Raw genomic sequence first — 26,116 nt, 5'->3', positions numbered from 1 at the left:
GTTCAGTCCTCGCTCACGGGTGGCTTGCCTGCGATCGCGACCGTGGCGCCGACATTGCCCGAGGCCGTGGCGACGTAGACGACGTCGTCGGACTGCACGACGGTTTTGTTGTCGGGCAGCAGCGCCTGGCCGAAGCGGATGATGAACGAGACCCGTGCGGCGAGTGCGGATTCCAGGTCGCGCACGGTACGGCCGTACCACTGTTCGTGCAGCGTGAGCTGGGTGACGGCGACCGTGCCGCTCGGATCGCGCCAGGTGGTGGTGCTGGTGTCGCCGATGAGGGTGCGCAGAAATCGGTCGGTGGTCCACGGAACGGTCGCGATGGTGGGAATGCCGAGGCGTTCGTAGACGGCGGCGCGTTTGGCGTCGTAGATCCGCGCGACCACGCGCTCGACGCCGAACATCTCACGCGCCACCCGTGCGGCGATGATGTTGGAGTTGTCGCCGGAGGACACCGCCGCGAAGGCGTCGGCGCGGGCGATTCCGGCTCGGGTGAGGACGTCGCGGTCGAAGCCGACACCCGTCACGCGCTCGCATGCCAGATCGTTGCCGAGGCGAAGGAACGCGCGGGGATCCCGGTCGATCACGGTGACCTCGTGACCGATCCCGGCCAGGGCGCGGGTCAGCGCGGAGCCGACCCGTCCGCACCCCATGACCACTACGTACACCGTGCGACCTCGTTCCTGAAAACCATGACGTTCGGTTTGCTTGTTCGACCCGGTCGGGAACCGTACTCGCCGAACGATCCCTCCGGCCACGTTCCCCCTCTCACCGGCGTCCAAACCTGCGAGCCTCGTGCGCGATGAACTGGGCGGGCGCCTAAGCTCCCCCCCGTGTCCAAGATGACGACGGCAGCCAAAAGGGTGCTGCTGGGTAGGCCGTTCCGCAGCGATTCGCTGGGCCACACCCTGCTGCCGAAGCGCATCGCGCTCCCGGTGTTCGCCTCTGACGCGATGTCTTCGGTGGCCTACGCTCCGGAGGAGATCTTCCTGGTGCTGTCGGCGGCGGGGATCTCGGCCTACGTCTACGCGCCGTGGGTCGGCCTCGCGGTCGCGTTCGTGATGGCCGTGGTGGTGGCCAGCTACCGGCAGAATGTGCACGCCTACCCCTCCGGCGGCGGTGACTACGAGGTTGCCACCACGAACCTCGGTCCCAACGCCGGTCTCACCGTCGGTAGCGCGCTGTTGGTGGATTATGTGCTGACGGTGGCGGTGTCGATTTCCTCGGCGGCGTCCAACATCGGTTCGGCGATCCCGTTCGTCGCCACCCACAAGGTGTTGTTCGCGGTGGTCGCGATCGCGTTGCTCGCGGCGATCAATTTGCGCGGTGTCCGGGAATCGGGGACCGCGTTCGCGGTGCCGACCTACGCGTTCATCTTCGGCGTGCTGGTGATGCTCGGCTGGGGGTTGGTGCGCATCTTCGTCTTCGGCGACGATCTGCACGCGGAGTCGGCGGGGATGAGTCTGAACGCCGAGCACGATCACCTCTACGGCATCGCGTTCGCCTTCCTGATCGCGCGGTCGTTCTCCTCCGGGTGTGCCGCGTTGACCGGTGTCGAGGCGATCAGCAACGGCGTTCCCGCGTTCCGTAAACCCAAGTCGCGCAATGCCGCGACGACCTTGCTGATGCTCGGCGGTATCTCGGTGATGTTGTTGCTCGGCATCATCGTGCTCGCGCAGAAGATCGGCATCGTCTACGCACAGGACACCGCCGACCTGGTCGGCGCGCCCGCCGGATACCACCAGAAGACGCTGATCGCGCAGCTGGCCGAGACGATCTTCCACGGTTTCCCGATCGGATTCTATTTCATCACCGTGGTCACCGCGCTCATCCTCGTGCTCGCCGCGAATACCGCGTTCAACGGATTTCCCGTGCTCGGTTCGATCCTGGCGCAGGATCGGTACCTGCCGCGTCAATTGCACACGCGGGGTGACCGTTTGGCGTTCAGCAACGGCATCTTGTTCCTCTCCGGCGCGGCGATCGCGTTCGTGGTGTTGTTCGGCGCCGAGGTGACCAAGCTCATCCAGCTCTACATCGTCGGCGTGTTCGTGTCGTTCGTGCTCAGCCAGACCGGGATGCTGCGGCACTGGACCCGACTGCTGCGCACCGAAACCGAGGCGACGCAGCGGGCGCGGATGAAGCGGTCGCGGTTGATCAACGCGGTCGGGTTGAGCGCGACCGGTCTCGTCTTGGTGATTGTGTTGATCACCAAGTTCTTCGCCGGTGCCTACATCGCGATCGCCACCATGGTCGTGATCTTCATCGTGATGAAAATGATTCACCGTCACTACGATTCGGTGTCGCGTGAGCTGGAGGAATACGATTGGGACGGCACGTTGCCCAGCCGCACGCACTCGATCGTGTTGGTGTCACGGTTGCATTTGCCGACCAGGCGGGCCCTTGCCTACGCACGCGCGAGTCGCCCCGACACCTTGGAGGCGATCACGGTGAACGTCGACGAGGCCGATACCCGCGGGTTGGTGCGGGAGTGGGAGCGTAGCGATATCACGGTGCCGCTCAAGGTGATCGAGTCGCCGTACCGTGAGGTGACCAGGCCGGTACTGGACTACGTGCATCGGCTGCGCAAGGATGCGCCGCGCGACGTGGTGACGGTGTTCATCCCGGAATACGTCGTCGGGCATTGGTGGGAGCAGATTCTGCACAATCAGAGCGCGTTGCGGCTCAAGGGCCGGTTGCTGTTCGAACAGGGTGTGATGGTGACGAGCGTGCCGTGGCAGTTGAGTTCCTCGAGCAGGGCCAAGGATGCCGGTGTTGTGAACGCGCCGGGTGCGGTGCGCCGCGGATATGGAGACAGATCATGACCTCGGCAAGCAGGAACCGATGACCGACTGGCGTTCGAGCACTTTCGAGGTGCGGCTCGGTCCGCCGGGACACGGCGGGTTCTGTGTGGCACGCCACGAGGGACGGGTGGTGTTCGTCCGGCACGGCTTGCCCGGTGAGTTGGTGCGGGTCGTGGTCACCGAGGATCGTGGCGGTTCGTTCTGCCGCGCCGATGCGGTGGAGATCGTGGAGCCGTCGCCGGATCGGGTGCCCGCGACCTGTCCGGTTGCGGGGCCGGGCGGCGCGGGCTGCTGTGATTTCTCTTACGCGACGCCGAATGCGCAGCGGGCGCTGAAGGCAGCGGTGGTGGCCGAGCAGTTGCGCAGGCTCGCGGGGATCGAGCGCGAGATCGACGTCGAGCCGTTGGTCGGTGCCGATCCCGACGAGTCCGCGGGCGGATGGCGTACTCGTGTCCGGTTGGCTGTCGACGCTCAGGGAAAGGCGGGCGTCCATCGCTACCGTGGCAGCGAGGTCATCGCGGATCTGCGTTGTCCGCAACCGGTGTCGGGAGCCATGGACGGTATCGCCGACCAGAGTTGGACTCCTGGCGCTGATCTGGTGATCGCAGTGGACGGCGACGGGGTTCGCCATATTGTCGAATTGGCCCCTGCGGCGCGGGACGTACATGCGCGAAACGATCGAGGCAACCGCAGCAACACCGAGCGCAGGCGCGCCTCTGCTCGCCGCGCCGCCACCCACGCGCCGCGCGCGGAATCCGTGCTCGCCGGTAGCGGTCGCGCCGCCGAGTACGTGTCGGGTCGACGCTGGGAGATATCGGCCGGTGCGTTCTGGCAGGCGCACCGCGGTGCGGCGCAATGCTATTCGGATCTGATCGCACAGTGGTCTGGGTTGCGCTCCGGCGAACACGCCTGGGATCTCTACAGCGGCGCGGGCGTTTTCGCCGCCAGGCTCGGCGAGCAGGTCGGGTCGAGCGGCGGGGTGCTCGGCGTGGAGTCCGCGCGCTCGGCGGTCGCCGACGGTGCGGCCGCGTTGGGTGATCTGCCGTGGGTGCGGCTGCGTGCGGGACGGGTCGAGCGGTTACTCGAAGCCGCCGCCGCGCCGGACACCGTGGTGCTCGACCCGCCGCGCGCGGGCGCTAGCAAGGACGTGGTCGGCCCCGTCACCGCGCGTGGTCCGGCCCGAATTGTCCACATCGGCTGCGATCCAGCCGCTTTCGCTCGTGATCTCGGTCTCTATCAGGCGGCGGGGTATCGGCTGAGCGAGTTGCGCGCGTTCGATGCCTTCCCCGCGACCCACCACGTCGAGTGCGTTGCCCTGCTGGAGCCCTCGGCGTAACCCACCAGCCGACCCGGCGAGCAGAATCAGGCCAGCCGCCAACTCACACCGATCGTCGCCGTCAGCTCACCCTCACCTAGTTCCACCGGCACCGATGAGGTCGACATCGGCGCGGAGATCGACCGCAACCGTGGTCCGGAAGACGGTGCGGCGGTGCCGGTCTCGGTGATCTCGAGCACCGGCCCGAGCTCGCGTCCCGCGCGCCGCGCGTACTGCTGCGCCTTGGCGACGGCGTCGTCCCATGCGGCGTCGCGGGCACGCGCCAACAGGGCGCGCTGGTCGGCGAAAGTGAGTGTGAGATCACCCAATCGCACCTCGTCACCGCCGACCTCGACGCAGTCGGCGATGATCGCGGCCGGGCCGGGGTCGGCGTCCTCGCCGACCTCGCGCAGCGCGACGGTGAGCGCGGTGCTCGCTAGGTAGCCGATGATGTGTTGGCGCTTGTCGACCCACTCGGTTTCGGTGCGTAGCGCGAGCCCACTTGTGGCGATGTCGGCGCCGCCGACACCGTTGGCGCGCAACGAGGCCGAGATGGCCGCTACCCGTTCGCCCGCCGTGCGGTAGGCCGCCGCGACATTGTGCGCCCGCGATTCGACCGAGACCGTCACCCGCATCAGATCGGGAGTGGCGCTCGCACTCCCGTTGCCGACGACGGTGACAGTGCCCGACGTTGCGTGGCAGGAATCTTCGCTCACGAATCTCTCCTCGATCGACAGCTCCCCTTGCCGCTCCAGGCCGAGTAACGTGTGTCGAACCGCACATTTCGGCCCGAAGTCGGCTGGTGGCGGTTGCTGTCTTGCGGTGGCATCTCTGTCGCTCCGTAGACTATCGGAATCCAATGCGCGCTATCCGGAGGGAGCGAGTTCAGTGGGAATGCTTTCCCGGGTCGATACGCCCGAAGATCTTCGTGGGTTGACCGTGTCGCAGTTGCAGGATCTCGCGGAGGACGTCCGCGAGTTCTTGGTGCGGAAGGTCGCCGCGACCGGCGGTCATCTCGGCCCGAATCTCGGTGTGGTCGAGCTGACCATCGCCCTACACCGGATCTTCGACTCCCCGGCCGATCCGCTGATCTTCGACACCGGTCACCAGGCCTACGTGCACAAGATCCTGACCGGCCGCAAGGACCAGTTCGATTCGTTGCGCAAGGAAGGTGGCCTCTCGGGATACCCGAGTCGCGCCGAGAGCCCGCACGATTGGGTGGAGTCCTCGCACGCCTCGGCGTCACTGTCGTATGCCGACGGGTTGGCGAAGGCGTTCGCACTGGGCGGCAAGCAGCAGCACGTGGTCGCCGTGGTCGGTGACGGCGCGCTCACCGGCGGCATGTGCTGGGAGGCGCTGAACAATATCGCCGGCGCGCCGGACCGTCCCGTGGTGATCGTCGTCAACGACAACGGGCGCTCGTACGCGCCGACCATCGGCGGCTTGGCCGACCGGCTGACGGCGTTGCGCACCCAACCCGCCTACGAGTACGCGCTCGACACTGGCAAGCGCTTCATCAAGAGCATTCCGCGGGTGGGGGAGTCGGCGTATTCGATGGTGCACGCGGTGAAGGCGGGCATCAAGGACGCGGTGAGTCCGCAGGAACTGTTCAGCGACCTCGGCTTGAAGTATGTCGGACCGGTCGACGGTCACGACATCGTCGCGCTGGAAGCGGCCTTGCGGCGTGCCAAGGATTTCGGCGGCCCGGTGGTGGTGCACGCGGTGACCCAGAAGGGGCGTGGTTACGCCCCCGCCGAGAACCATGTCGCCGACCAGATGCACACCTGCGATCCGATCGACCCGCTGACCGGTGTCCCGGTGGGCGCCCCGAAGGCACGCGGGTGGACGTCGGTCTTCTCCGAGGAACTGATCAAGCACGGCGAGCGCCGCGACGACATCGTCGCGATCACGGCCGCGATGCCCGGCCCCACCGGGCTGTCGGCGTTCGGTGAGCGATTCCCGGAGCGCATGTTCGACGTGGGCATCGCCGAGCAGCACGGCATGGCCTCGGCGGCGGGACTGGCGTTGGGTGGCTTGCACCCGGTGATCGCGTTGTATTCGACCTTCCTCAATCGCGCCTTCGACCAGTTGTTGATGGATGTGGCGCTGCTGAAGCAGCCGGTGACGGTGGTGCTCGATCGCGCCGGTGTCACCGGCCCCGACGGCGCGAGTCACAACGGTGTGTGGGATCTGTCGGTGCTCGGCATCATCCCGGGAATCCGGGTCGCCGCACCGCGTGATGCCGCCACCCTGCGCGAGGAATTCGCGGAGGCGCTGGCCATCGGCGATGGTCCTACCGCCGTGCGTTACCCGAAGGGTGCTGTCGTCGAGGACATCTCGGCGGTGGAGCGGTTCGACGGGGTGGATCTGCTGCGGCTCGCGGATCAGGACGCGGGGTCCGCGCAGGCGGTACACGGCGACGTATTGCTGATCGCGGTCGGCGCGATGGCCGAACTGTCCCTCGACGCGGCGCGACTGCTGGAGGGGGAGGGGATCTCGGTGACGGTGCTCGACCCACGCTGGGTGCTTCCGGTGTCGGACACCATCGTCAAGTTGGCCGAGAACTATCGCCTGGTGGTCACCGTCGAGGACGGCGGACTGCACGGTGGTATCGGTTCCACGGTCTCCGCTCGGCTGCGCGACGCGGGGCTGGATATCCCGACCCGCGATCTCGGTGTGCCGCAACAATTCCTCGACCACGCCTCGCGCGGCCAGTTGCACACCGACCTCGGTCTGACCGCACCGGACATCGTCCGTCGGATCAGCGGATGGTTGGCCGCCAAGTAGCCGAATCGCGTGGCGTGTGTTTTCGACGCGCCCGGACCCGGAGCTCGGTGTCGCGACGCCCCTCGCCGTGTCGGCGTTCGGCGGTGTCGCCGCATCCGCTGTGCCTTCCTGCGGATGACGCGTGGCCGAGTGCCGTTGACGGTCACGCCGAGACGGCTCGGTTCCTGGCGTGGCATCGGTGCCGGCGACCTGCTGTGGAGTGATCTTGACTAACATCACCCCACAGGCGCAGTCGTGTCGATCCGGCAGTCGAGACACACTCGACGAGTTCAGGGGGGCAGATGAGACAAATCCTGTTCGCGGCACTGATCGCGTTGGCGGTCTCGATCATGGTGACGCCGTTGTTGATCAAGCTGTTCGCCCAGCGGCGTTTCGGACAGGAGATACGGGTCGACGGCCCGCAGAGCCACCAGTCCAAGCGCGGCACCCCCACCATGGGCGGTATCGCGATCCTGTTCGGCATCTGGGCCGGGTATCTCGGTTCGCACCTGATCGGTCTGGACGACGACACCGAGGGGGTCTCGGCGTCCGGGCTTTTGGTGCTGGGGTTGGCGACCGCCATGGGGGTTGTGGGATTCGTCGACGACTCGATCAAGATCCGCAACCGGCGCAATCTCGGCCTGACCGCGACGGGCAAATACATCGGGCAGCTCGGTGCCGCGGTCGTGTTCGGGGTGTTGGCGCTGCGGTTCCCCGACAGCACCGGGGTGACCCCCACGACGAGGCACATGTCGTATGTGCGGGAGATCCCGACCGTCTCGTTCGGTGTGGTCGTCTTCCTGATTCTGGTGTGTCTGCTGGTGGTGGCCTGGTCGAACGCGGTCAACATCACGGACGGTCTCGACGGGCTCGCCGCGGGGTCGATGGGCCTCGCGCTCGGCGCCTACGTGATCATCACGTTCTGGCAGTACACCAACGCGTGCGTGACCGATCCGGTCGCCGGGTGCTACAACGTGCGCGATCCGCTGGATCTTGCCTTGGTATGCGCCGCGGGCGCCGGCGCGTGCATCGGCTTCCTGTGGTGGAACGCCGCTCCCGCGAAGATCTTCATGGGCGACACGGGTTCGCTGGCTCTCGGCGGTCTGCTGGCCGGATTGTCGATCACCACGCACACGGAGTTGTTGATGGTGGTGGTCGGCGGGCTGTTCTGCGCGGAGATCCTGTCGGTGCTGCTTCAGATTGTGGTTTTCCGCACCACCAGGGGGCGGTTGTTCAAGATGGCACCGTTCCACCACCATTTCGAGCTGAGCGGTTGGGCCGAAACCACGGTGATCATCCGTTTCTGGCTACTCGGGGCCGTCGCGGCGGCGGCCGGATTGATGCTTTTCTACAACGAGTATCTGGGTGCCGTGGGATAACGACGTGATGCACGGCCGCCTGGTCGCGCTGTAGGCGGTGTGCGCGGCATCGAAGAGTTCCCAGCCGTCACGCTCCGCGATGGGTGTCGAGTCGAGCAGCCATCCCGCGTCTTCGGCGGTGTCGAGCAGCGCGCGGACCACGCCGGGGAGGTTCAGGTTCAGGTGGTGTGCGGGCGTGGATACGGTGGCGGTCGGGCACGTTCCGCCGTCGGCCACGTAGCGTCCTTCGCCGGGGGCGAACACCAGGGTCACACCGGCGGCCGCGCCGAGGCGCCGTATCTGGAGGACTTCTGCGCAAGCACCGTCGCGATGCCGGTGATCGGTCCACCAGAGGTAGCGCCGGGAGCCCACGGTGAGTGTTCGGCGTCGCTTCCGGCTCACGCTGTGCGGACTCGTTTCGAACCTGGACCGACCGCCATTCGGGTGACGCTACCGGTATCCGCTGGTTGTCTGTGCGGCGCTTGACACGCACCAGCCCACCGCGAGCTCCGCGAGGTGCTGGTAGGAATCTCCACCTTTCCGGATGGAGAGGACGTCAGTTGCCCGCGCTGTCTGCCTCGGCGGTTTCGGAGTTGTGCGCACGCAGGGCGGCGCCCAGGCGTTCGACGGCCAGTTCGCGTTGCCAGTCGCGCGCGCCGCCCGCAGTGAGGTAGTCGTCGATCGCCGCGGTGAGCTGGCCGTCGGAGATGCTCGCGTAGTCCAGCCCGTCCCAGCACAGGCGACGCACCAGGTCGGGAGTGAGCAGGTTCTCCACCGGAATGTCGTGCTCGGTGGACAATTCGCCCATGGCGGTGCGTGCGCGGGTGAGACGAGCCGCGGCGACCGGATCGCGACGCTCCCACCGGTTCACCGGCGGCGGCCCGTCGAAGGGCTGGGCCAGCGGCGGCAGATCGGCGTCGGGCAGGGTGCGGCCGCGGTCGACGGCGCCGAGCCATTCGCGGGAATAGCGACGTTGGCGTGGCCCGCCGAATACCGGGAGTGCACGCAATTGCGCGAGGCTGCGCGGTTCGCCTGCGGCGGCAGCGACGATGGCGCTGTCGGGCAGAATCCTGGCCGGTGCCACATCCCTGGTACGTGCCAATTCGTCACGGGTGGTCCATAATTCGCGCACGATCGCCAACTGACGCGGCTTGCGCAGCGTGTGGATACCGGAGGTACGTCGCCAGCGATCGGGTTTCGGGCCCGCGGGCAACGCGGTACGGACGTGCTCGAATTCCGCTGCGGCCCATGCGGTCTTGCCCTGTCGCTCCAAGTCTTCGGCAACGGCGTCGCGCAGCTCCAACAGCAATTCCACATCCAACGCCGCGTAGTTGAGCCAGTCGTCGGGCAGCGGACGTGTCGACCAGTCGGCGGCACCATGACCTTTGCGTAGGGCCCGACCGAGCAGCCGTTCGACCATGGCCGCGAGACCGACTCGTTCGAAACCGGCCAGGCGACCGCCCAATTCGGTGTCGAACAGTCGCGCCGGGCGTAGGTCCAGCTCGGCGAGGCCGGGTAGGTCCTGGTCGGCGGAGTGCAGCACCCATTCCAGTTCGTTGATCACCTCGGCCAGCGGCCCGAGCTCGTCGGCCACCGGAATCGGGTCGATGAGGAAGCTGCCGGAACCCGCGCGGCGCAGCTGAATCAGGTACGCGCGTGCCGAGTAGCGGAAACCGGAGGCACGTTCGGCGTCGACCGCGAGCGGGCCCGTACCCTCGGCGAGGCGGCGGGCGGCGGCGATGATCTCGGTGGCGGAGTCGAGTACCGGTGGAACACCGTCCGCGGGCGCGAGCAAAGGCGTCGCGCTGGTGGCTTCGGGTTCCTCTGGTACGGACATGGTGTTGAACTTTACGTGTCGCGGGTCGACCGGTCTCGCCCTATGGTCCTCGCGTGTGTCGAGGAAAGTCCCCTGCGGGTCGCTCGACGGCCGGTCGGCGGGTGATTCGCGAGGTACGGGGGCCGATGCGGGCTGGTCGTCCTCGCGGCCCGCTAGAACTGCTCGCTCGCTCCTGGGCGCACCTGGAGTTCGGTGATGCCCGCCGGTGGCAAGCCCGCCGCGTAGGCGAGCACCTCGCAGAAGGCCTCCACGTGCGGTCGTACATCGGCGTCGATGGCGGTCCACGACGCGCGCAGTTCCAGTTGGTGCGCGCGCGGTGGACCGGCGATATCGCCGTAGCGCACCGAACTGGTGGAGGTGACGGTGCCACCGAGCGCGGTGAAGGGCTGGGTTCCCGACTCGAGCGCGTCGACCAACCAACTCCACGCGACATCGGGCAAGAGTGGGTCGGTGGCCAGTGCCGCGTCGATGTCGGCCTGGATGTAGGCGACCAATCGCAGCGTGCCGTGCCAGGTCTCGTCGCCGTTCGGGTCGTGCAGCAGGATCAGTCTGCCGAACGCGTCACCTTCGGAATCGGCTGGCACCGAACCGGATTCGGGGTGTTTGACCTCGGCGCCGACGGCGTAGGAATAGGGCGCCAAGCGCTGAGGCGGCCGGATCGGGGCAAGCTCGATTCGTGGGTGCACTGTTGCGGTCCCCATCGCATCGACCGCGGCGCGAAATTGAGCTGGTTCGCCATTGGGTCCCTCGGTCGGTGCGGCGCCGTCGCGGAAGTCGAGCGGTGTCACGGGTGCTGACGCTAGACCTTGTGCACCCGCCGCCGTCGGAGGCGCGCCGCGTGAACGTGCTCGCGGTGTCGGCATACGATGGCCTCGATGAGCACTCATTCCCGCCGCCGGTTGACCGACGCCCCTTTCTTGGCCGCCGCCACCGGCGCGACGCCGAGTCGACGTCCGGTCTGGTTCATGCGTCAGGCAGGCAGGTCGCTGCCCGAGTACCGCGAGCTGCGCGCGGGTGTCGGCATGCTCGAGTCCTGCTTCGACCCGGATTTGTTGTGCGAGATCACCATGCAGCCGGTGCGCAGGCACGACGTGGACGCCGCGATCCTGTTCTCCGACATCGTGGTTCCGTTGAAGGCCGCGGGCATCGATCTCGATATCGTGCCGGGGGTCGGCCCGGTGATCGCCGCACCGGTGCGCACCGTCGAGGATGTGCGCGCGCTCCCGAGGCTGCGCGACGAAGAAGTGGGCGCGGTGACCGACGGGGTGCGGCTGTTGCTGGACGCGCTGGGACAGACGCCGTTGATCGGTTTCGCGGGTGCGCCGTTCACCCTCGCGTCGTATCTGGTCGAGGGCGGTCCGAGTAAGAACCATGAGCGCACCAAGGCGATGATGTACGCCGACCCGCAGACCTGGCATGCGCTGCTCGGGACGCTCACCGACATCACGATCGGATTCCTGCGCGCCCAACTCGAGGCGGGTGTCGACGCGATTCAACTGTTCGACTCGTGGGCAGGAGCGTTGTCGCTGGCCGACTACCGCGCGTTCGTGCTCCCGCACTCCGAGCGGGTGTTCGCCGAGGTCGCCGACGCGGGCGTGCCGCGCATCCATTTCGGCGTCGGTACCGGCGAACTTCTCGGCGCCATGGGCGAAGCGGGCGCCGATGTGGTCGGCGTCGACTGGCGCGTGCCACTCACCGACGCGGTGCGCCGGGTCGGACCGGGAAAAGCGTTGCAGGGCAACCTCGATCCCGCCGTGCTGTTCGCGGGCCCCGACGCGGTGGAAACCCATGCCCGTCGCATCATCGCCGAAGCCGACGAGGCCGTGACGTTGGGCGCGACGGGCCACATCTTCAACCTCGGCCACGGTGTTCTTCCCGACACCGACCCCACCACCCTCACCGCCCTGGTCGAGCTGATCCACGAGTTGTAGTCCCGTCCACCCCTGTCCCGTCCCACTGTGCCTCGGCCCAGTGAAACCGTCACCACCCCAACAAATCCCGATCACCCCAACGAGCCGCCAAAACACCCCCTCCGAGCGTCAGCGAGACCGGCACGGTAAGTTCGCGGCCGTCTCGCGTTCGAGTGCCCGGTTTCGTAGGCGCGCACCCGGCTACCCGGTGAAACCGCCACCTCCTGTGCCGGACTCAACTTTCCCACGAGCCGCCTTGACACTTGTTTCGAGCGAAGCGGCACCGGCTCAGCAAGTTCATAGCCTCTCGTTACCCGAGTGCCCGGTTTCGTAGGCGCGCACCCGGCCACTCGGTGAAACCGCCACCGCCCGTACCGAACTCAACCCTCCCTACGAGCCGCCCTAACACGTGTTCCGAGCGTCAGCGAGACCGGTACGGTAAGTTCGCGGCCGTCTCGCTGTTGAGTGCCCGTTTCGTAGGCGACGAAGGAGCAAGAAACGGGTACTCAACAGCGAGACTCAGGGCCGCGAACCACGCGGCGCCAGCCGCCAAAAACACAGCGAGGAGTTCCTCGCCCCCGCGTATCACCCCGTCCCACCAGTCTGCCGCGCGCCTCGACTCTGCCGCGCGCCTCGACTCTGCCCCGGCGCGTCGTCATCAGCTTGACAACCACCTCTCCCGACACCGGCGTCAAGCAACGCGACACATCTCGTCCGGGCTACGGTCGAGCCATGCGCATCGCCATCGTGGGTGGAGGAATCAGCGGGCTCGTGGCCGCGTACCGGCTACGCGGCGCGGTGGGTGACGCTGCCGAGATCTTGGTGCTCGATCGCGCCGACCGGGTCGGTGGGGTGCTGTTCACGGGTGAAGTAGGTGGCGGGCCTTTGGATTTGGGGGCCGAGGCATTCGTCGGTCGGCGGCCGGAGGTCCCTCGGCTGATGAGGGAACTGGGACTCGAGTCGCAGCTGGTGACGCCCGCCGGGTTGCGCCCGCTGCTGTGGTCGCAGGGTCGAGCCCACTCGGTGCCGGAGCGAACGCTGATGGGGATTCCGTCGAATGCCGAGTCCGTACGCGGACTGGTCGACGAGGCCGCGCTCGCGTGGATCGCGAGCGAACCCGACCGACCGTTGCGCTGGGACTCGGGCTCCGACACTGACGTGTATTCGCTGGTCTCGGATCGGTTCGGCGCACAGGTCACCGAACGCAGTGTTGATCCGTTGCTCGGCGGGGTGTATGCGGGCAGCTCGCGTTCGATCGGTGTGCGCGCTGCCCTGCCGACGCTGGCGCGCGCCCTCGACGACGGCGCACGCAGCCTCACCGAGGCGGTCGCCTCCGTGCTGCCGCCACCGTCGAGCACGCCGGTCTTCGGGGCGGTCCGGGACGGCTACGGCGTGCTGCTGGACACGCTCGTCCAGCGATCGGGTGCCACGATCGTCACCGCGACCTCGGGAACACGGTTGGCTCGTGGACAGCACGGCTGGGTGGTCGACCCGGTCGGCACCGTGGACGCGGTCATCCTGGCGACCCCCGCACCGGTCACAGCGCGACTGCTCGGTGGTGTGGCGCCGTCGGCGGCGTCCGCGCTGTCGGAGATCGCCTTGTCCTCATCGGCGCTTGTGGCACTTGCTCTTTCGCGCGACACCGAGCTGCCGAAGAATTCGGGCATCCTGGTCGCGACCGGAGAACCCTTACGAGCCAAGGCATTCACCCTGTCCGGCCGCAAGTGGACCCACCTCGCCGAGCGCGAAAACCTGGTGGTCCGTGTGTCGTTCGGCAAGTTCGGCGACGATTCCACCCTGTCCTGGTCGGATGACGAGCTGAGCTCGGCCGCCGCCGAGGATCTGGCAACCGTCACCGGGGTCGCGATCGACCCGTTGTCCTCGGTGGTCGCCCGATGGCGTGGTGGCCTCGCCCAATACGCACCCGGCCACACCGAACGCGTCGCTATCGCCGAATCCGAGGTCGCGACCCTGGACGGACTCGCGATCGCGGGCGCCTACTTGCACGGCGTCGGCGTCCCGGCCTGCGTCGCCTCCGGCACGGCCGCCGCCGAGAAGGTTCTGACCACGCTGAGCTGAGGGACGTCCAGGGGCGCGGGTTCAGCTCACTGTCTCGGATGCGGTCGAGACGAGTCGGCTGTCCATCGGTGTCGCGCCGCGTCGAGAAGCGCGTCTGGTCGATCACGGCGATCGCTGTTATCGGCCTGGTCGGGGTGGCAGTGGGATTACCCGTCGGGCACAGGTGCGGCGCGTACAGCGAGGGCAAGCAGGTCCAACAGAGGACCATGACGAGCGCTCGTGTCGGCGTGCGTGTGGCTCCGTTGTCCTGGGTCGGCTGTCGACGTGCGGCACGTGTTCGCGCTGTCGAGTTCTTCGTTTGGTGCGGCAGCGGCACTGTCCCAGTCGTCCGCTCGTCTTCCTCGGGCAGCCGGGTGAATCCCGCTGGTCGAGAAGAAGGTTCCACATCGGCGGAGGCGGCGTGGGCACCGGTCGATTCGAAATCGACCGTCGACGGCGGTCGTGTGGCCGATCTCTCGGCCCGCATGCGGACGCTCCGTACCGGGCCGACCAGTCGAGTGGCACGATGGGAATATGGCGCGACTCGACTACCAGGCTCTCAATTCCACCCTCCGCTACCTGATGTTCTCGGTGTTCCAGGTGGAGCCGGGCGTGCTCGGTGACGACCGAGAGGCCGCGATCAAGGAGGCGCGTGAGTTCTTCGACGGGCTAGCCGATCGCGACGTGGTGGTACGTGGCATCTACGACGTGGCGGGCCTGCGCGCCGACGCGGATTTCATGATCTGGACGCATGCGGAGAAGGTCGAAGACCTTCAGGCGGCCTACGCCGATTTCCGCCGCACCACCGAACTGGGTCGAGCGAGTAATTCCGTGTGGAGCAACGTCGCGTTGCATCGTCCCGCCGAGTTCAACAAGAGCCACATTCCCGCGTTCATGGCGGGGGAGGAGCCGGGGAACTACATCTGCGTCTACCCCTTCGTCCGTTCCCTCGACTGGTATCTGCTGCCCGACGACGAGCGTCGCAAGATGCTCGCCGACCACGGCAAGGAAGCGCGCGGCTACCCGGACGTGCGCGCCAACACCGTCAGCTCGTTCGCGCTCGGCGATTACGAGTGGATTCTCGCGTTCGAGGCGCCCGAACTGCACCGCATCGTCGACCTGATGCGCGACCTGCGTGCCACCGAGGCACGGCGGCATGTGCGTGAAGAGGTCCCGTTCTTCACCGGCCCGCGCGTCGAGGTCGAGAAGCTCATCGCCGCCCTGCCCTGAATCGCCGCCCAACCTGGATTGCCGCCCTGACCCTGGTCTGCGCACGCACCCCCGGATGGGTGACGCATCAGCTATTCGTCAGCGGCAGAGAACATTCCAGCGCATGCCCCGTGTTTTCGGGGCATGCGCTTCGGTCAGCGAATCCGTACTTTCGACAGGTGGCGCCGACCTGGTCTACTCCGCTGCGCTGCCCGAGGGGTGCAGCCGCAGGGCGATGGAGTTGATGCAGTAGCGCTTGTCCGTGGGCGTGTTGTATCCCTCGCCCTCGAACACGTGGCCGAGGTGGCTGTGGCAATTCGCGCACAGCACTTCGACCCTGCGCATGCCGAGCGTGTCGTCGGAACGCAGGATCACCGCCTCCGATTCGGCAGGGTCGAAGAACGACGGCCACCCGCAGTGCGACTCGAATTTCTCGGTGCTGCGGAACAACTCGGTCCCACAGGCACGACACTCGTACACGCCCTCGGTCGTGACATCGGTGTATTCGCCGACGAACGGCCGTTCGGTGGCGGCCTCCCGCAAGACCGAGTACTCCTCGGGGCTCAGCTTCGACCGCCACTGTTGCGGCGTGAGCTGGATACGCGGGGCTGGCAGCGAGGTGTCGGTTTCGGAGCTCATCACTCCACGCTAATACGTTTTTCCTCTGTCGTCGTCGAGCGGCTGTCCGCGCTGGTAGAGCGCCTGCCACCGGATGGCTTCGGACGCGCTTCGTGCGCGGGGGCGCGACCGGGCTCCGACGACGCAGCGGTGTCGGTGGGCTCGTCGGCGGGTTCGGGCTGCGCCGAAGTCACGCCGGGGCCGGGCACCGGTCGCACCCAGGTCGGGTCGATGCCGTTGGCTAACCTGCCTTCCCTGCGCGCGGCGAGATACCGGTCGCCGAGCACGCAGAACACCACGATGATCAGCAATGTCCAGCCGAACGTGATGCGCAGATACTCCAGGTTGCGTCCGAGGTTCGCCCACCGATGCGACAACCAGTCGTCGTAGCTCATGAAGCCGAACACCGCCACCCACGCTGGCCAGTTGCGCATCACCGAATTGCGTAGCACCACCGACATCAGCAGCGGGAACAGCAGCATCGAGTAGTACATCTGGCCGAGTGAGGACAGTGCGAACTCCGCGACGAGCAGCACACCCGAGGATGTGGTGACGAAGAACAGTTCGTCCTCGCGGTAGTAGCGGTAGAGCAGCCACAGCGAGATGAGGACCAGCACGCCCATGACGATCCGGATACCCCAGCTCAGCCAGGGTGGCAGGCCATAGTAGGCCGCGTTGCCGTCGATCGCGCTGTTGAAGTAGTCCCTCGACTCGAACAGGTAGGGGCCGGTGCGCCGAAGGAAATCCAGCGGATCGCGCATCAACGGCCATGCCAGCGCGTTGAGAACGATGGGGACACCGATCGCGGTGTAGAAAACCTTCCACTGCTTCCGGACCGCGGCTACCAGCAGCAACGGCGCCAGCGTCGGTTTCACCGCGATACTCAATCCCAGTGCGGCACCCGCCCATAGGTCACGGCGTTTGAGCAACAGGTGGAGGAAGATCATCTCGGCCAACAACACGCAGCCGTTGACGTTGGTGAAGACCAACGTGTTGACCACCGTCTCGGAGGTGAACATCGCCAGCAGCAACGCGGGCGCGGCAACCGAATTCACGGTGAACCGGAACAACCGCAGCAACAGGTACCAGGCGATCAGGATCGCCGCGGCGTTGAGCAGGATGAACAGCCAGCGCGACTTCTCGTAATCGAGCACACCCACCGGCGCGAAGATCAGTGTGCCGCTCGGCGGATAAAGGTAGTGCGGGTCGACGGAGTCGAAGTTCGCGGTGTAGACCGGCCTGCGGTTGAGGAAGTCCAGCGCCGCTTGATAGACCGGCCGGTAATCGTCGGTGACGTTCCCGTTGACAGCTTTGATGAGTATGCGATTGAGCACTGTCAGGATCGCGATGGGCCACAGCGCGAACTTGATCACCTCTGCGGTGGTGCGAGCGCTACGCGGCTCGAGCTGTCGAAGGAACACTGGGGCACGGTACACCGAAGCGTGCCTCGACGGTTGCCCGGTCCTGCTCGACGCGCCGCTCGGGGGCTCGTGCGGGGGTGATCAAGCGGGGCAGGCGGTTCCGTCTTCCGGCAGCTTCGCGTCGGTCAGGTAGGCGAGGACCGCGTTCTGCGCACACCCCGAATGCGTCGACACCGGGTGGCCCCACCCCTGCCAGTTGATCGTCGCGTGCCGGGCACCCGCGTTGCCGAGCGCACCGTTCACCGAGGCCAATCCACCGTTGCCGACAACGGGGTCGGCGATACTGCTGAGCACGAGCACCGGGATGGGGAGTTCCCGCAATGCGGGCGGCGGCGCGGCGGCCGGCCATGCCGAACACGCCATCAGCGCGATCGCCGCCGACTTACCGAACGCCGGGTACTTCTGGCCCCAGGTGTCGACGAGTTCCTTCGATTTCGTCGCGGTCGGTGGTTGCTGGCTGTCGGTGCAGCGGTTGACGAACTGTCCGTCGCCCGAGACGGCGGCCGATTCGCGCAGGATCAGATCACCGAGTGCCTTGCGGTCGCCCCGTGCGGCCGAGGACAACGTGTCGGCGAGTTCGCCGATGCGCGAGACCTGATCGGCGCGTGGTCCGCCGAGAAAGCCGGTGATCGCGGTGAGTAGGGCCTGCGCCGAAATGTCGCCGAGGCCACCGGAATCGGCTTGCCGCACCAGATCGATGACCTTGCCGCGCGGGTCGAGCCCGAGCGAGCAACCGACCCCGGTGCAGCGTTGCGCGAACGCGGTCAGTGCCGCCTCCGCGCCTTGTACTTGCTGCTCACCCTTGGTGACGCCGTCGGCCCCGACGGCCTCCGGCGAATCGAGCACGAGGCGGGCCACATGATCGTGGTACTTGCGGGCGTAGTCGAGTGCGACACTCGCGCCGTTGCCGGTGCCGAGCAGATCGATGTGGTCGACCTGCCACTGTTTGCGCAGCTGCTCGATGTCGTCGGCGGTGTGCGCGTTGTCGAAGGTGCCCTCGTACGGGGTGAGGAAGTCGCGGCAGTCGATCGTGCCGTCTTGGCTGAACTTGTTCATCGCATCGACGGGATCGGTGCCGTCTCGGCCGAATTGGGCGTTGTCGGCCAATCCTTTGCGTACCTCGGGTCGCAGGCAGTCGATCGGCTGCGAGGTGCCGATGCCGCGACGGTCTACCGCGACGATCGGCCGATCGGCGAGGATCCCGCCAGGTTGGCCGACGGCGAGACCCGCCAGCGTGGCGGTCGAGGATCGGTCCGACCCCGACGTGAGTACCAGCGGGACAGCGTCCTTCGGAGTCTGGGCCAGCCTTGCGCGCATCGCGCCGTTGCGGAAATTGCCGATCACACCACCGGTCGCGTCGATCGGGGTGGAGTACTCGGCGCATTCCAGAACCACACCGGCCGGTGCGGGGCCGAGGCCCAACAGGTTCACCGTGGGGGCGGTGCAGTCACGCCACGCCAGGTCGGTGGTCGGTAATTCGGCGTTCGGCGGTGGCGCCGGCGCGGCCGACGCGCTCGGATTTCCCCCGACCGGTGCCCGTTCGACGGCGACGCCGGGGCGGTCGGAGGGTCCGGCGCCGCATCCGGCGATGATCGACAATGTCGCGGCACACACGACGGCCCGAGTCCAGCGCATGCGTGACAGCCTGCCAGGTACAGGGGAGTGTTTCATCCACGGGTCCATCGGGTGAGCAGGGTGCCGTCATCATCGAGCAACACATGCTGCCTGCTCATCGGGCTCCGAAATTCTTGTGCGGACAGCGAGATTCGCCGCGCCGTGCCGCCGACCAGCAGCGGCGCGGTGGTGAGACAGAGTTCATCGACGAGGTCGGCGTGCAGCAGCTCGCCGAACAGGTGCGGCCCGCCCTCGCACAACACCCGCAGCAACCCCCGTGCACCCAGTTCGCGCAGCATGCTGCGCGGAGTCACCGCCGCATCGCCAGCCTCGACGACGTCGGCACCGGCGTCGGCCAGCTGTTGCTTGCGGTCCTCGGGTGCGCTGGTCGTCGTCAGGATCAGCGGGGGGACCTCGGTGTCGGTGAACAGTCGCGAACCCGGCGTCAACGAGGCGCCCGCGCTGACGACGGCGATCCGTGGCGGCGTGCCCTCGGCATGGCCGCCGTAGCCGAGCTCGTGAAAGTTCTTGCGCCTGCGTGGGTCGGTGCGCGCCCCCGCATAGTTTTCCTGGCGCACGGTGCCCGCGCCGACGAGGATCACCTCGGCCAGTTCGCGCAGCATCATGAACACCGCCTTGTCGGCTGGCGTTCCGAGCCCCTCGGTGACATTTCCGCTGGTGGCGGCACCGTCGATGCTGGAAACAAAGTTGGCGCGCACATACGGCGCCTCGAGCTCGACCGGGTAGCCATACAGTGCCGCCAGGTCCTCCGGGTTCAGCTCTGTGAGGTGGATCGCATTGTGGATACTCTGCATGGGATCAGATCACACCACGTCTCTACGCTCCATGTATGCGACAGGCTGCTGCTATGGAACCTTCCACGTCCCCTTCCGCGGACGCCGTGCCGCAAGCGCACCTGGTGGACCGGCATCCCGAGGTGCCCGCCGATCAGCTGGTCGCGCAGATGGTGCCGCCGCCGATGTTCGACGAGGTGAGCTTCGCCTCCTACATTCCCGACCCGAACGAGCCGAGTCAGGCCGCGGCGGTGCGCAAGGCCGAGGAGTTCGCCCACCAGGTGTCGGCGATTCACAAGGCCGCGAACAAGAAGAGCCTCTTCGGGAAGAAGAAGCAGGTCTCGGGTGCGGGGCTGTACCTGGACGGCGGGTTCGGTGTCGGCAAGACCCACCTGCTCGCCTCGATCTACCACATCGCGCGTGCCGCCGACCCGGCCTCGGCGTCGTTCGGCACGTTCGGTGAGGTCACCAACCTCGTTGGCGCCCTTGGCTTCGCCAATACGGTCGAGCGACTCGCCGACAACAGCGTGTTGTGCATCGACGAATTCGAGCTGGACGATCCCGGTGACACCATGCTGGTGTCGCGCCTGCTCACCGAACTGTCCGCGCGTGGTGTCTCGATCGCGGCGACCTCGAACACGCTGCCGGGACAATTGGGCGAAGGGCGTTTCGCCGCACAGGATTTCTTGCGGGAGATCAAGAAGCTCGGCTCGATCTTCGAGGCGGTGCGCGTCGACGGTCCCGACTACCGGCATCGTGATCTGCCGCCCGCGCCGGAGCCGATCAGCACCGAACTGTTGACCGAGCGTGCTGCCGCCGTGCCGGGTTCCACCCTCGACGACTTCGATGCGCTGCTGAAGCACCTGAGCACCCTGCACCCGTCGAAATACCGCGCGCTGGTGTCGGGCGTGGCGTCGGTGTTCATCTCGAACGTGCACCCGGTCGACGATCAGGCGATCGCGCTGCGCGTGGTGGCACTGGCCGACCGGCTCTACGACGCCAGTATCCCGGTCACCGTGTCCGGCGCGAAACTGGACCAGATCTTCACCGAGGAGATGCTGGAGGGCGGCTACCGCAAGAAGTACCTGCGGGCCATCTCGCGTCTGCTGGCGTTGTCGCGGTTCGACGCCGCCGCTTAGCTTTTCGCCGGTCCACCAGCCGCGCGACAACAGCCTCGGAACGGCAACCGCATCACGAGAACGGCAACTGCATCACGAAATCGTCGTGCACCTCGCGGCCCATCGAAAACGTCTTGCGCCCCACGACGACAAATCCGTGCTTGGCATAGAAGCGCTGTGCGCGGTGGTTCTGTTGGTTCACCCCGAGCCATACTCCGGCGAAACCCTCCTCGCGTGCGTGCGCGAGTGTGGCGTGCATGAGCGCGGTCGACACCCCGGTGCTGTGGTGGCCGGGCAGCACATACATTTTATTGATCTCGAGCACCGGTCGCGGTGTGACGACTGCCGTGACGGCTGGGTCGGTCGGTTCCCCGGCTATCAGCATGGCGTAGCCGACGATCTCCGCGTCGGCGACGGCCTTGAGCACGGTTTTGGTCGCATCGTTGAGGTATTCGCCGAACCGCTCGCCCGACAGCGTCTGGGCGAGGAACAGATCGATGTCGTCGCGTGCCGTCTCCGGCGGGCAGGCCAGGGGAAAGGTGGCGGCCGCTACGTCGCTGAGCGTTTCGGCATCCCACAGTCCGGCGCGATCGACGATCACCGGTGCGTTGCTGCGCGGGGTAGTCACCCCTCGAGTACAGCACGACCCGTCGGCGGTGCCGCACGCTGTTCGGCGTCGGGTCGGACCGCGAACACGCGCGCGAACCCGATCAGCACGATGGCGAACAGCAGCGGAATCAGGAAACCCGGTCGGTGCCCGAACAGTGCGGCGACCGCGCCGACCAGGCCGCCACCCAGCAACGTGCCCGCGTAGTTGAACAAGTTCAGCCGGGCGATGAGCGCGTCGAGGGCGCGACCGCTGGCCAGGCGACTCGCCGCGCTGAAGCACAACGGCGCGATCACCGGCATCCCGATGCCCGCGACGAGGAATCCGATGATCGCCACGAGCGGTCCCGGCGCGCTCACCACGAGCACCAGTCCGACCACACCGGTCATCGCGGCGACGCGCACCACCGCGCGTGGGCCGAAGCGGCGCACCATCCGGTCGCCGGTGAGCCGGGCGATCAGTGAAGTGCCTTGGTAGGCGGCCAAACCCAGTGCGGCGGTCGCCGAATCCGCGAGCAGGTCGTCGGTGAGGTAGAGCGCCGACCAGTTGCCTACCGCGAGGTCGATGGCGAACACGAGCGCCATGGCGACGCCGATCGCGAGGTAGGCGCGCAGCGCCACCGGCACGCCGTCGACCGCCGCGGTGTGCTCGTTCGGTGACCCCTCGGCGAGCTCTGGTTCGGCTTCCGCGTCGCGTGTACGCAACAAATACGGCCCGAGTGCGAGCCCGAGGACGAGTACGACCGCCGCGGCGGTCAGCACTGACGCCAGCACCCCTACCGCCAGCTTCTCGAACCCGGACACGAACAACGCACCCGCGATGGATCCCGCGCTCCACGCCGCGTAGAAGGAGTTGAGGATGAACATCCCGTACCCGCGTTGGATGAAGACGGCCTGCATGGTTGTGCTCGCGTCGACCATGCCGACCGCGACACCGTAGGCACCCAGGGCGGTCAGCACGGTCGCGGTGTTCGGCGCGAACGCGATCGCGCAACCGGTGACCGCGATCAGGCCGAGCCCGAGTCGTACGGTCAGCCGGCTCGACCAGCGGGTGGCAAGCCATTCCGCGGCAACGCTGCCGACACCTGCCAGCAGCGAAACCAATACCACCGAGCCGACGATCAGCCCGTCGGAGAGCCCGAATCTCTCCTTCTGCTGCGGCAATTCGGTCAGCACGACGGCGAAGAAGAAGCCTTGCAGGGCGAACGCGAACGAGTTCGCGATCCTCGCACCCCGCAGAACGGGCGTGATCGACCCCGTCGGTCTCGTCCCCATCAGCGCAGGGTAGCGGTGGGCGACCGGACGCGCGCGTCGGGGAGGGCAGCGGGGTTCGGCGATCGAGATTCGCGATCGAGTGCGCGCACATCGCCGCGGTTACCTGTCGGATTCCGTCCGCGCGTGTCACCATCGAAGAGCCGCAACGAATCTCGCGAACGCAGGAGCTGATCCGATGAACGTGCTGCCCGAGGATTTCTTCCGCGACCCCCACGTGTTCTACGAGCAGGTGCGCGCTGAGGGCCCGATTCATCGCATCCAGTTGCGCAACGGATTGCGCGCATGGCTGGTGGTCGATTACGACATCGCCAGAGAGGTCCTGCGGCACCCGGATATTCGCAAGGACCCCAATTCGGTCGAAGGCAGGCAGGCGCGGGTGAACGACGCGGGCGGCAGCGGACTCACCTCTTCGAACGAACGGCTACGCCATCACCTGCTCACCTCTGATCAGCCGATGCACACACGGCTGCGCAAATTGGTCACCCCCGCGTTCTCGCCGGCGCGGATGACGGCACTGATCCCGCGGATCGAGCAGATCGCCGATGAGTTGCTGGACGACGTCGATCGGGCCGGAGGGCCGGTGGATCTGCTGGCGGCGTACGCCTTCCCGCTGCCGCTCACGGTGATCTGTGAGCTGCTCGGTGTGCCGATCGCGGATCGTGAGCAGTTCCGCGAGTGGTCCTCGACCGTGGTCGACGCCTCGATGTCGACGCCGGAGCAACAGAAGGCCGCCGGCGATGCGGTGGTCGAGTACTTCGATGAGCTGATCGAGCGCAAGCGTAGGGAAGAGCCCGGCGAGGACCTGCTCTCGTACCTGCTGTCGGTGTCCGACGACGGTGACCAGCTCAGCGTCGACGAACTCATCTCGATGGCGCAACTGATCCTGATCGCCGGGCACGAGACCACCGTGAACCTGATCGGCAACACCGTGCTGGCCTTGCTGACCGATCCGCAGCGCTACCGGGCGCTGCGCGAGGACCCGGACGCCGTCGCCCCGCTGATCGAGGAGATGCTGCGCTTCAACGGTCCGGTGAACACCGCTACCCTGCGTCACACCGCGAAGGAGGTCACCCTCGGTGGTGTCCGTATTCCGGCGAGCGAATTGGTCTTGGTCTCGGTCGCGGCGGCCAACCGCGATCCTCGTCACTTCGATGATCCCGACTCCTTCGATCCCGCGCGCGGAGCCGGCAGCCACCTCGCCTTCGGTTACGGCATCCATTTCTGCCTCGGTGCCGCGCTCGCGAGATGGGAAGCCAAGATCGCGATCACGAAGTTGGTGTCGCGTTACCCGGAGCTGAGTTTGGCGGTCGACAACGCGGATCTGGGCTGGCGGGAGAGCATCCTGATCCGTGGACTGCTGGATTTGCCCGTCGATCCGGCGGGCGCCGTCGCGATGCGTTGAGTCACGTATTCGGCCAACCGACTTTGCTGCGCGCCGTGATCGACGTAATCTCCTGCGCATGACGAGCGGAAACCGCGTCGCGATAGTTGGTGCGGGTATCGCAGGTCTCGCCTGCGCGAAAGTGCTGATTCAGGAGGGTTTTCCGGTCGAGATATTCGACCGCACACCCGATGTCGGTGGCGTGTGGAGCGTGACCCGCCGATACCCGGGTCTTCGGCCGCAGAGTTCAAAGCGCACCTATCAGTTCTCGGATTTTCCACTGCCGTCGGATGCTCCGCAGGAGCTCGACGGCGCGCAGATGCAGGCCTATCTGGCCGCTTACGCCGCGCGTTTCGGCCTCGGCGATTATCTGCGGCTCAACACCGAGGTGGTCGCGGCGGATCCCGTCGACAGCGGATGGTTGCTGGAAATTCGCGACGAGGATGGTGCCCGCCGAACCTCGTGTGATCACCTGGTGATCGCCAACGGCGTGTTCAGCGATCCTGTGGTGCCGGAGTACCGGGGGCTGGATTTGTTCGAGGCCGCGGGCGGGCGGGTGTGCCATTCGTCGGAATTCCTGGATCTGGAGTCCGTGCGCGGCAAGTCGGTGGCCGTCGTCGGATACGGCGGTGCCGCCTGTGAGATCGCCGAGGCGGTGAGCGAAGTCGCCGCCGCCACCACGGTGGTGGCACGCAAGCTGCACTGGAAGGTGCCGCGCACCATGACCAAGGCGCTCGATTTCGAGCGACTGCTGCTGACCCGTTTCGGTGAAGCGCACTTCGCCCGTGAGCCGCGCGGCCGGATCAGTCGATTCCTGGATCGCGGCTCGTTCCGGGCGAGCGATCTCGACCTCGCCCAGGAACTTGCCATCAAGCGACTGCGGTTGCGCGAACTGGACCTGGTGCCGGAGGGACATTTCGAGGAGTTCGCCGACGCCACGGCGAGCGTCGCCTCCGAGGGCTTCTACGAGAAGGTCGCCGAGAATCGGATCGTCGTGCACCGCGACACCACCATCGCGGAACTGGGCGGTGGTCGAGGAGCTAAATCCGCGTTGCGGCTGGCCAACGGTGAGATGGTGCGTGCCGATATCGTCATCTGCGCCACCGGTTTTCAGCAGCGTGTGCCGTTCCTGACGCCGTATGTGCAGCGCAGGCTCACCGACGACGACGGCAATTTCCTGCTGCACCGCCAGATCTTGCCCCTGGATGTCCCGAACCTGACGTTCGTCGGTTACAACGCCTCGGCCGTCAGCACGCTCAACGCCGAGGTTTCCGCGCACTGGACCGCCGCGCTGCTCGCCGGTCGGCTGGCCGCGCCGCCGACGGTGCTGGCTCGTGAGCAGATCGAGGAGCGATTGCGGTGGATGGAGGAACGTTCCCCCGGCCACCACGCGCACGGTACCGCGGTGACGCCGTTCGCCCTGCGCACCATCGATGAGATGTTGGCCGACCTGAAATACCGGCTGCCCCTGCACGCTCGGATCGCGCAGTGGGTGCGGACGGTGAACCCGGGGTCCTACCGGGGCTTCACCGAACGACGCAAGTCGAGCGCGGCAGCCGAGGCGTCAACGTCGCAGCAGTTCCTCGCCGATCCTGCGCAGCCTGTGGGCCAGGCGCAGGAAGCGCCGGGCGCACCGCAGTCGGCCCCGTCGCAGCAGTTCGGCGCCGATCCTGCTCAGCCTCAGGGTCAGGTGCCGAAAGTGCCTGGCGCGGCTGGCGCAGCGCGGCCGGTTTCGCCGGAGCCGGTGTCGTCCGGACCGGCCGCGCGAGAAGCAGAGTCGGTGCCACCGCCATCGCTTCCAACACCGTCTGCGCCGTCGGAGTCGACTCAGCAGTCGGCCCCGCCGCGGTCGGCGCCGTCGCAGCCCGCCGCTACGCCGCAGCAAGCTTCCGAGCAGACGGCTCCGACCCAGCAAGCGCCTCCGTCGGCGCCAGCGCAACCTGTTGGACCGCAATCGGTCACACCTGACGAAGAACACGACCCCGCCCAGGCCGACCAGCCGGCAGGCGGTAGGTAGGTCGGGGTTCGTGCCATG

Annotated in this window: 21 protein-coding genes; 10 read left to right on the top strand and 11 right to left on the bottom strand. The window is 67.0% G+C overall.

The features are described from left to right. Positions 1-2: 2 nt before the first annotated feature. Positions 3-668 carry a potassium channel family protein gene (locus ABEA50_RS15600; protein ID WP_345496090.1) on the bottom strand — a complete coding sequence of 222 codons (666 nt, stop codon included), beginning with the start codon at positions 666-668 and terminating at the stop codon, positions 3-5. A gap of 165 nt (positions 669-833) precedes the next feature. Between ABEA50_RS15600 and ABEA50_RS15595 the strand changes: the two genes are divergently transcribed. Together ABEA50_RS15595 and ABEA50_RS15590 are read left to right on the top strand one after the other, a co-directional pair. Beyond that, positions 834-2,822: an APC family permease gene (locus tag ABEA50_RS15595; protein ID WP_345496089.1), complete on the top strand. Its 1,989-nt coding sequence runs from the start codon at positions 834-836 to the stop codon at positions 2,820-2,822. A gap of 19 nt (positions 2,823-2,841) precedes the next feature. Further along, on the top strand, positions 2,842-4,137 hold the full coding sequence (locus ABEA50_RS15590; RefSeq protein WP_345496583.1) for a class I SAM-dependent RNA methyltransferase: 1,296 nt from the start codon (positions 2,842-2,844) through the stop codon (positions 4,135-4,137). 26 nt (positions 4,138-4,163) lie between these two features. On the opposite strand, the gene ABEA50_RS15585 is transcribed toward ABEA50_RS15590, so the two are convergent. Then, positions 4,164-4,832, bottom strand: coding sequence for an SIMPL domain-containing protein (locus ABEA50_RS15585; RefSeq protein WP_345496088.1), 669 nt, complete (start codon positions 4,830-4,832; stop codon positions 4,164-4,166). Positions 4,833-5,004: 172 nt separating this feature from the next. On the opposite strand from ABEA50_RS15585, the gene dxs reads away from it, so the two are divergent. Both dxs and mraY read left to right on the top strand, forming a co-directional pair. Further along, positions 5,005-6,903: a 1-deoxy-D-xylulose-5-phosphate synthase gene (gene dxs / locus ABEA50_RS15580; protein WP_345496087.1), complete on the top strand. Its 1,899-nt coding sequence runs from the start codon at positions 5,005-5,007 to the stop codon at positions 6,901-6,903. Between the two features lie 281 nt (positions 6,904-7,184). Beyond that, positions 7,185-8,261 carry a phospho-N-acetylmuramoyl-pentapeptide-transferase gene (mraY, locus tag ABEA50_RS15575; protein WP_345496086.1) on the top strand — a complete coding sequence of 359 codons (1,077 nt, stop codon included), beginning with the start codon at positions 7,185-7,187 and terminating at the stop codon, positions 8,259-8,261. Here the strand turns inward: mraY and ABEA50_RS15570 are convergent. The 3 genes from ABEA50_RS15570 to ABEA50_RS15560 form a co-directional block, all read right to left on the bottom strand. After that, on the bottom strand, positions 8,190-8,642 hold the full coding sequence (locus ABEA50_RS15570) for a hypothetical protein (protein ID WP_345496085.1): 453 nt from the start codon (positions 8,640-8,642) through the stop codon (positions 8,190-8,192). The two genes, mraY and ABEA50_RS15570, sit on opposite strands and share 72 nt — an antisense overlap. Positions 8,643-8,796: 154 nt before the next feature. Then, positions 8,797-10,077: a ribonuclease D gene (locus ABEA50_RS15565; RefSeq protein ID WP_345496084.1), complete on the bottom strand. Its 1,281-nt coding sequence runs from the start codon at positions 10,075-10,077 to the stop codon at positions 8,797-8,799. A 152-nt stretch (positions 10,078-10,229) separates the two neighbouring features. Further along, on the bottom strand, positions 10,230-10,865 hold the full coding sequence (locus ABEA50_RS15560) for a DUF3000 domain-containing protein (protein WP_345496083.1): 636 nt from the start codon (positions 10,863-10,865) through the stop codon (positions 10,230-10,232). A gap of 78 nt (positions 10,866-10,943) precedes the next feature. Between ABEA50_RS15560 and hemE the strand changes: the two genes are divergently transcribed. From hemE to hemQ, 3 genes are all read left to right on the top strand, one after another. Beyond that, positions 10,944-12,008, top strand: coding sequence for a uroporphyrinogen decarboxylase (gene hemE / locus ABEA50_RS15555; RefSeq protein WP_345496082.1), 1,065 nt, complete (start codon positions 10,944-10,946; stop codon positions 12,006-12,008). A gap of 711 nt (positions 12,009-12,719) precedes the next feature. Beyond that, positions 12,720-14,066 carry a protoporphyrinogen oxidase gene (locus tag ABEA50_RS15550; RefSeq protein WP_345496081.1) on the top strand — a complete coding sequence of 449 codons (1,347 nt, stop codon included), beginning with the start codon at positions 12,720-12,722 and terminating at the stop codon, positions 14,064-14,066. A 513-nt stretch (positions 14,067-14,579) separates the two neighbouring features. Continuing rightward, entirely contained in the window at positions 14,580-15,275 is a 696-nt protein-coding gene (gene hemQ, locus ABEA50_RS15545) for a hydrogen peroxide-dependent heme synthase (RefSeq protein ID WP_345496080.1), read from the top strand. A 174-nt stretch (positions 15,276-15,449) separates the two neighbouring features. On the opposite strand, the gene msrB is transcribed toward hemQ, so the two are convergent. The 4 genes from msrB to ABEA50_RS15525 all read right to left on the bottom strand — a co-directional run bounded on the left by msrB (position 15,450) and on the right by ABEA50_RS15525 (position 19,722). Then, a complete protein-coding gene (msrB, locus tag ABEA50_RS15540; RefSeq protein WP_345496079.1) occupies positions 15,450-15,893 on the bottom strand; it encodes a peptide-methionine (R)-S-oxide reductase MsrB in 444 nt (147 codons plus the stop codon). Beyond that, positions 15,893-17,293 (bottom strand): glycosyltransferase family 87 protein, encoded by a 1,401-nt coding sequence (locus ABEA50_RS15535; RefSeq protein WP_345496078.1) that lies wholly within the window; start codon positions 17,291-17,293, stop codon positions 15,893-15,895. The genes msrB and ABEA50_RS15535 overlap by 1 nt, the downstream gene beginning before the upstream one ends. Before the next feature lie 81 nt (positions 17,294-17,374). Further along, positions 17,375-18,928 carry an alpha/beta hydrolase gene (locus ABEA50_RS15530; protein WP_345496076.1) on the bottom strand — a complete coding sequence of 518 codons (1,554 nt, stop codon included), beginning with the start codon at positions 18,926-18,928 and terminating at the stop codon, positions 17,375-17,377. A 32-nt stretch (positions 18,929-18,960) separates the two neighbouring features. Next, positions 18,961-19,722: a pyrimidine reductase family protein gene (locus ABEA50_RS15525; RefSeq protein ID WP_345496075.1), complete on the bottom strand. Its 762-nt coding sequence runs from the start codon at positions 19,720-19,722 to the stop codon at positions 18,961-18,963. A 53-nt stretch (positions 19,723-19,775) separates the two neighbouring features. Here ABEA50_RS15525 and zapE point away from each other — a divergent pair, with 53 nt between their 5' ends. Further along, the gene (gene zapE, locus ABEA50_RS15520) at positions 19,776-20,840 is read left to right on the top strand and encodes a cell division protein ZapE (protein ID WP_345496073.1); all 1,065 of its coding nucleotides are present in this window, start codon (positions 19,776-19,778) and stop codon (positions 20,838-20,840) included. Between the two features lie 52 nt (positions 20,841-20,892). On the opposite strand, the gene ABEA50_RS15515 is transcribed toward zapE, so the two are convergent. Both ABEA50_RS15515 and ABEA50_RS15510 read right to left on the bottom strand, forming a co-directional pair. Continuing rightward, a complete protein-coding gene (locus ABEA50_RS15515) occupies positions 20,893-21,447 on the bottom strand; it encodes a GNAT family N-acetyltransferase (RefSeq protein WP_345496071.1) in 555 nt (184 codons plus the stop codon). Next, on the bottom strand, positions 21,444-22,700 hold the full coding sequence (locus ABEA50_RS15510) for an MFS transporter (protein WP_345496069.1): 1,257 nt from the start codon (positions 22,698-22,700) through the stop codon (positions 21,444-21,446). Before ABEA50_RS15510 ends, ABEA50_RS15515 begins: the two co-directional genes overlap by 4 nt. A 175-nt stretch (positions 22,701-22,875) precedes the next feature. On the opposite strand from ABEA50_RS15510, the gene ABEA50_RS15505 reads away from it, so the two are divergent. Together ABEA50_RS15505 and ABEA50_RS15500 are read left to right on the top strand one after the other, a co-directional pair. After that, complete coding sequence (locus ABEA50_RS15505) at positions 22,876-24,102, top strand: cytochrome P450 family protein (protein ID WP_345496067.1); 1,227 nt, start codon at positions 22,876-22,878, stop codon at positions 24,100-24,102. A 58-nt stretch (positions 24,103-24,160) separates the two neighbouring features. Then, positions 24,161-26,098 (top strand): flavin-containing monooxygenase, encoded by a 1,938-nt coding sequence (locus ABEA50_RS15500; RefSeq protein ID WP_345496065.1) that lies wholly within the window; start codon positions 24,161-24,163, stop codon positions 26,096-26,098. The last annotated feature ends 18 nt before the right edge of the window (positions 26,099-26,116 follow it).

Origin of the sequence: Nocardia callitridis (assembly GCF_039543305.1) — a bacterium.
Lineage (GTDB): Bacteria > Actinomycetota > Actinomycetes > Mycobacteriales > Mycobacteriaceae > Nocardia > Nocardia callitridis.
The sequence above is the reverse complement of the archived record's forward strand: the minus strand, read 5'-3'. Positions and strand labels throughout refer to the sequence as shown.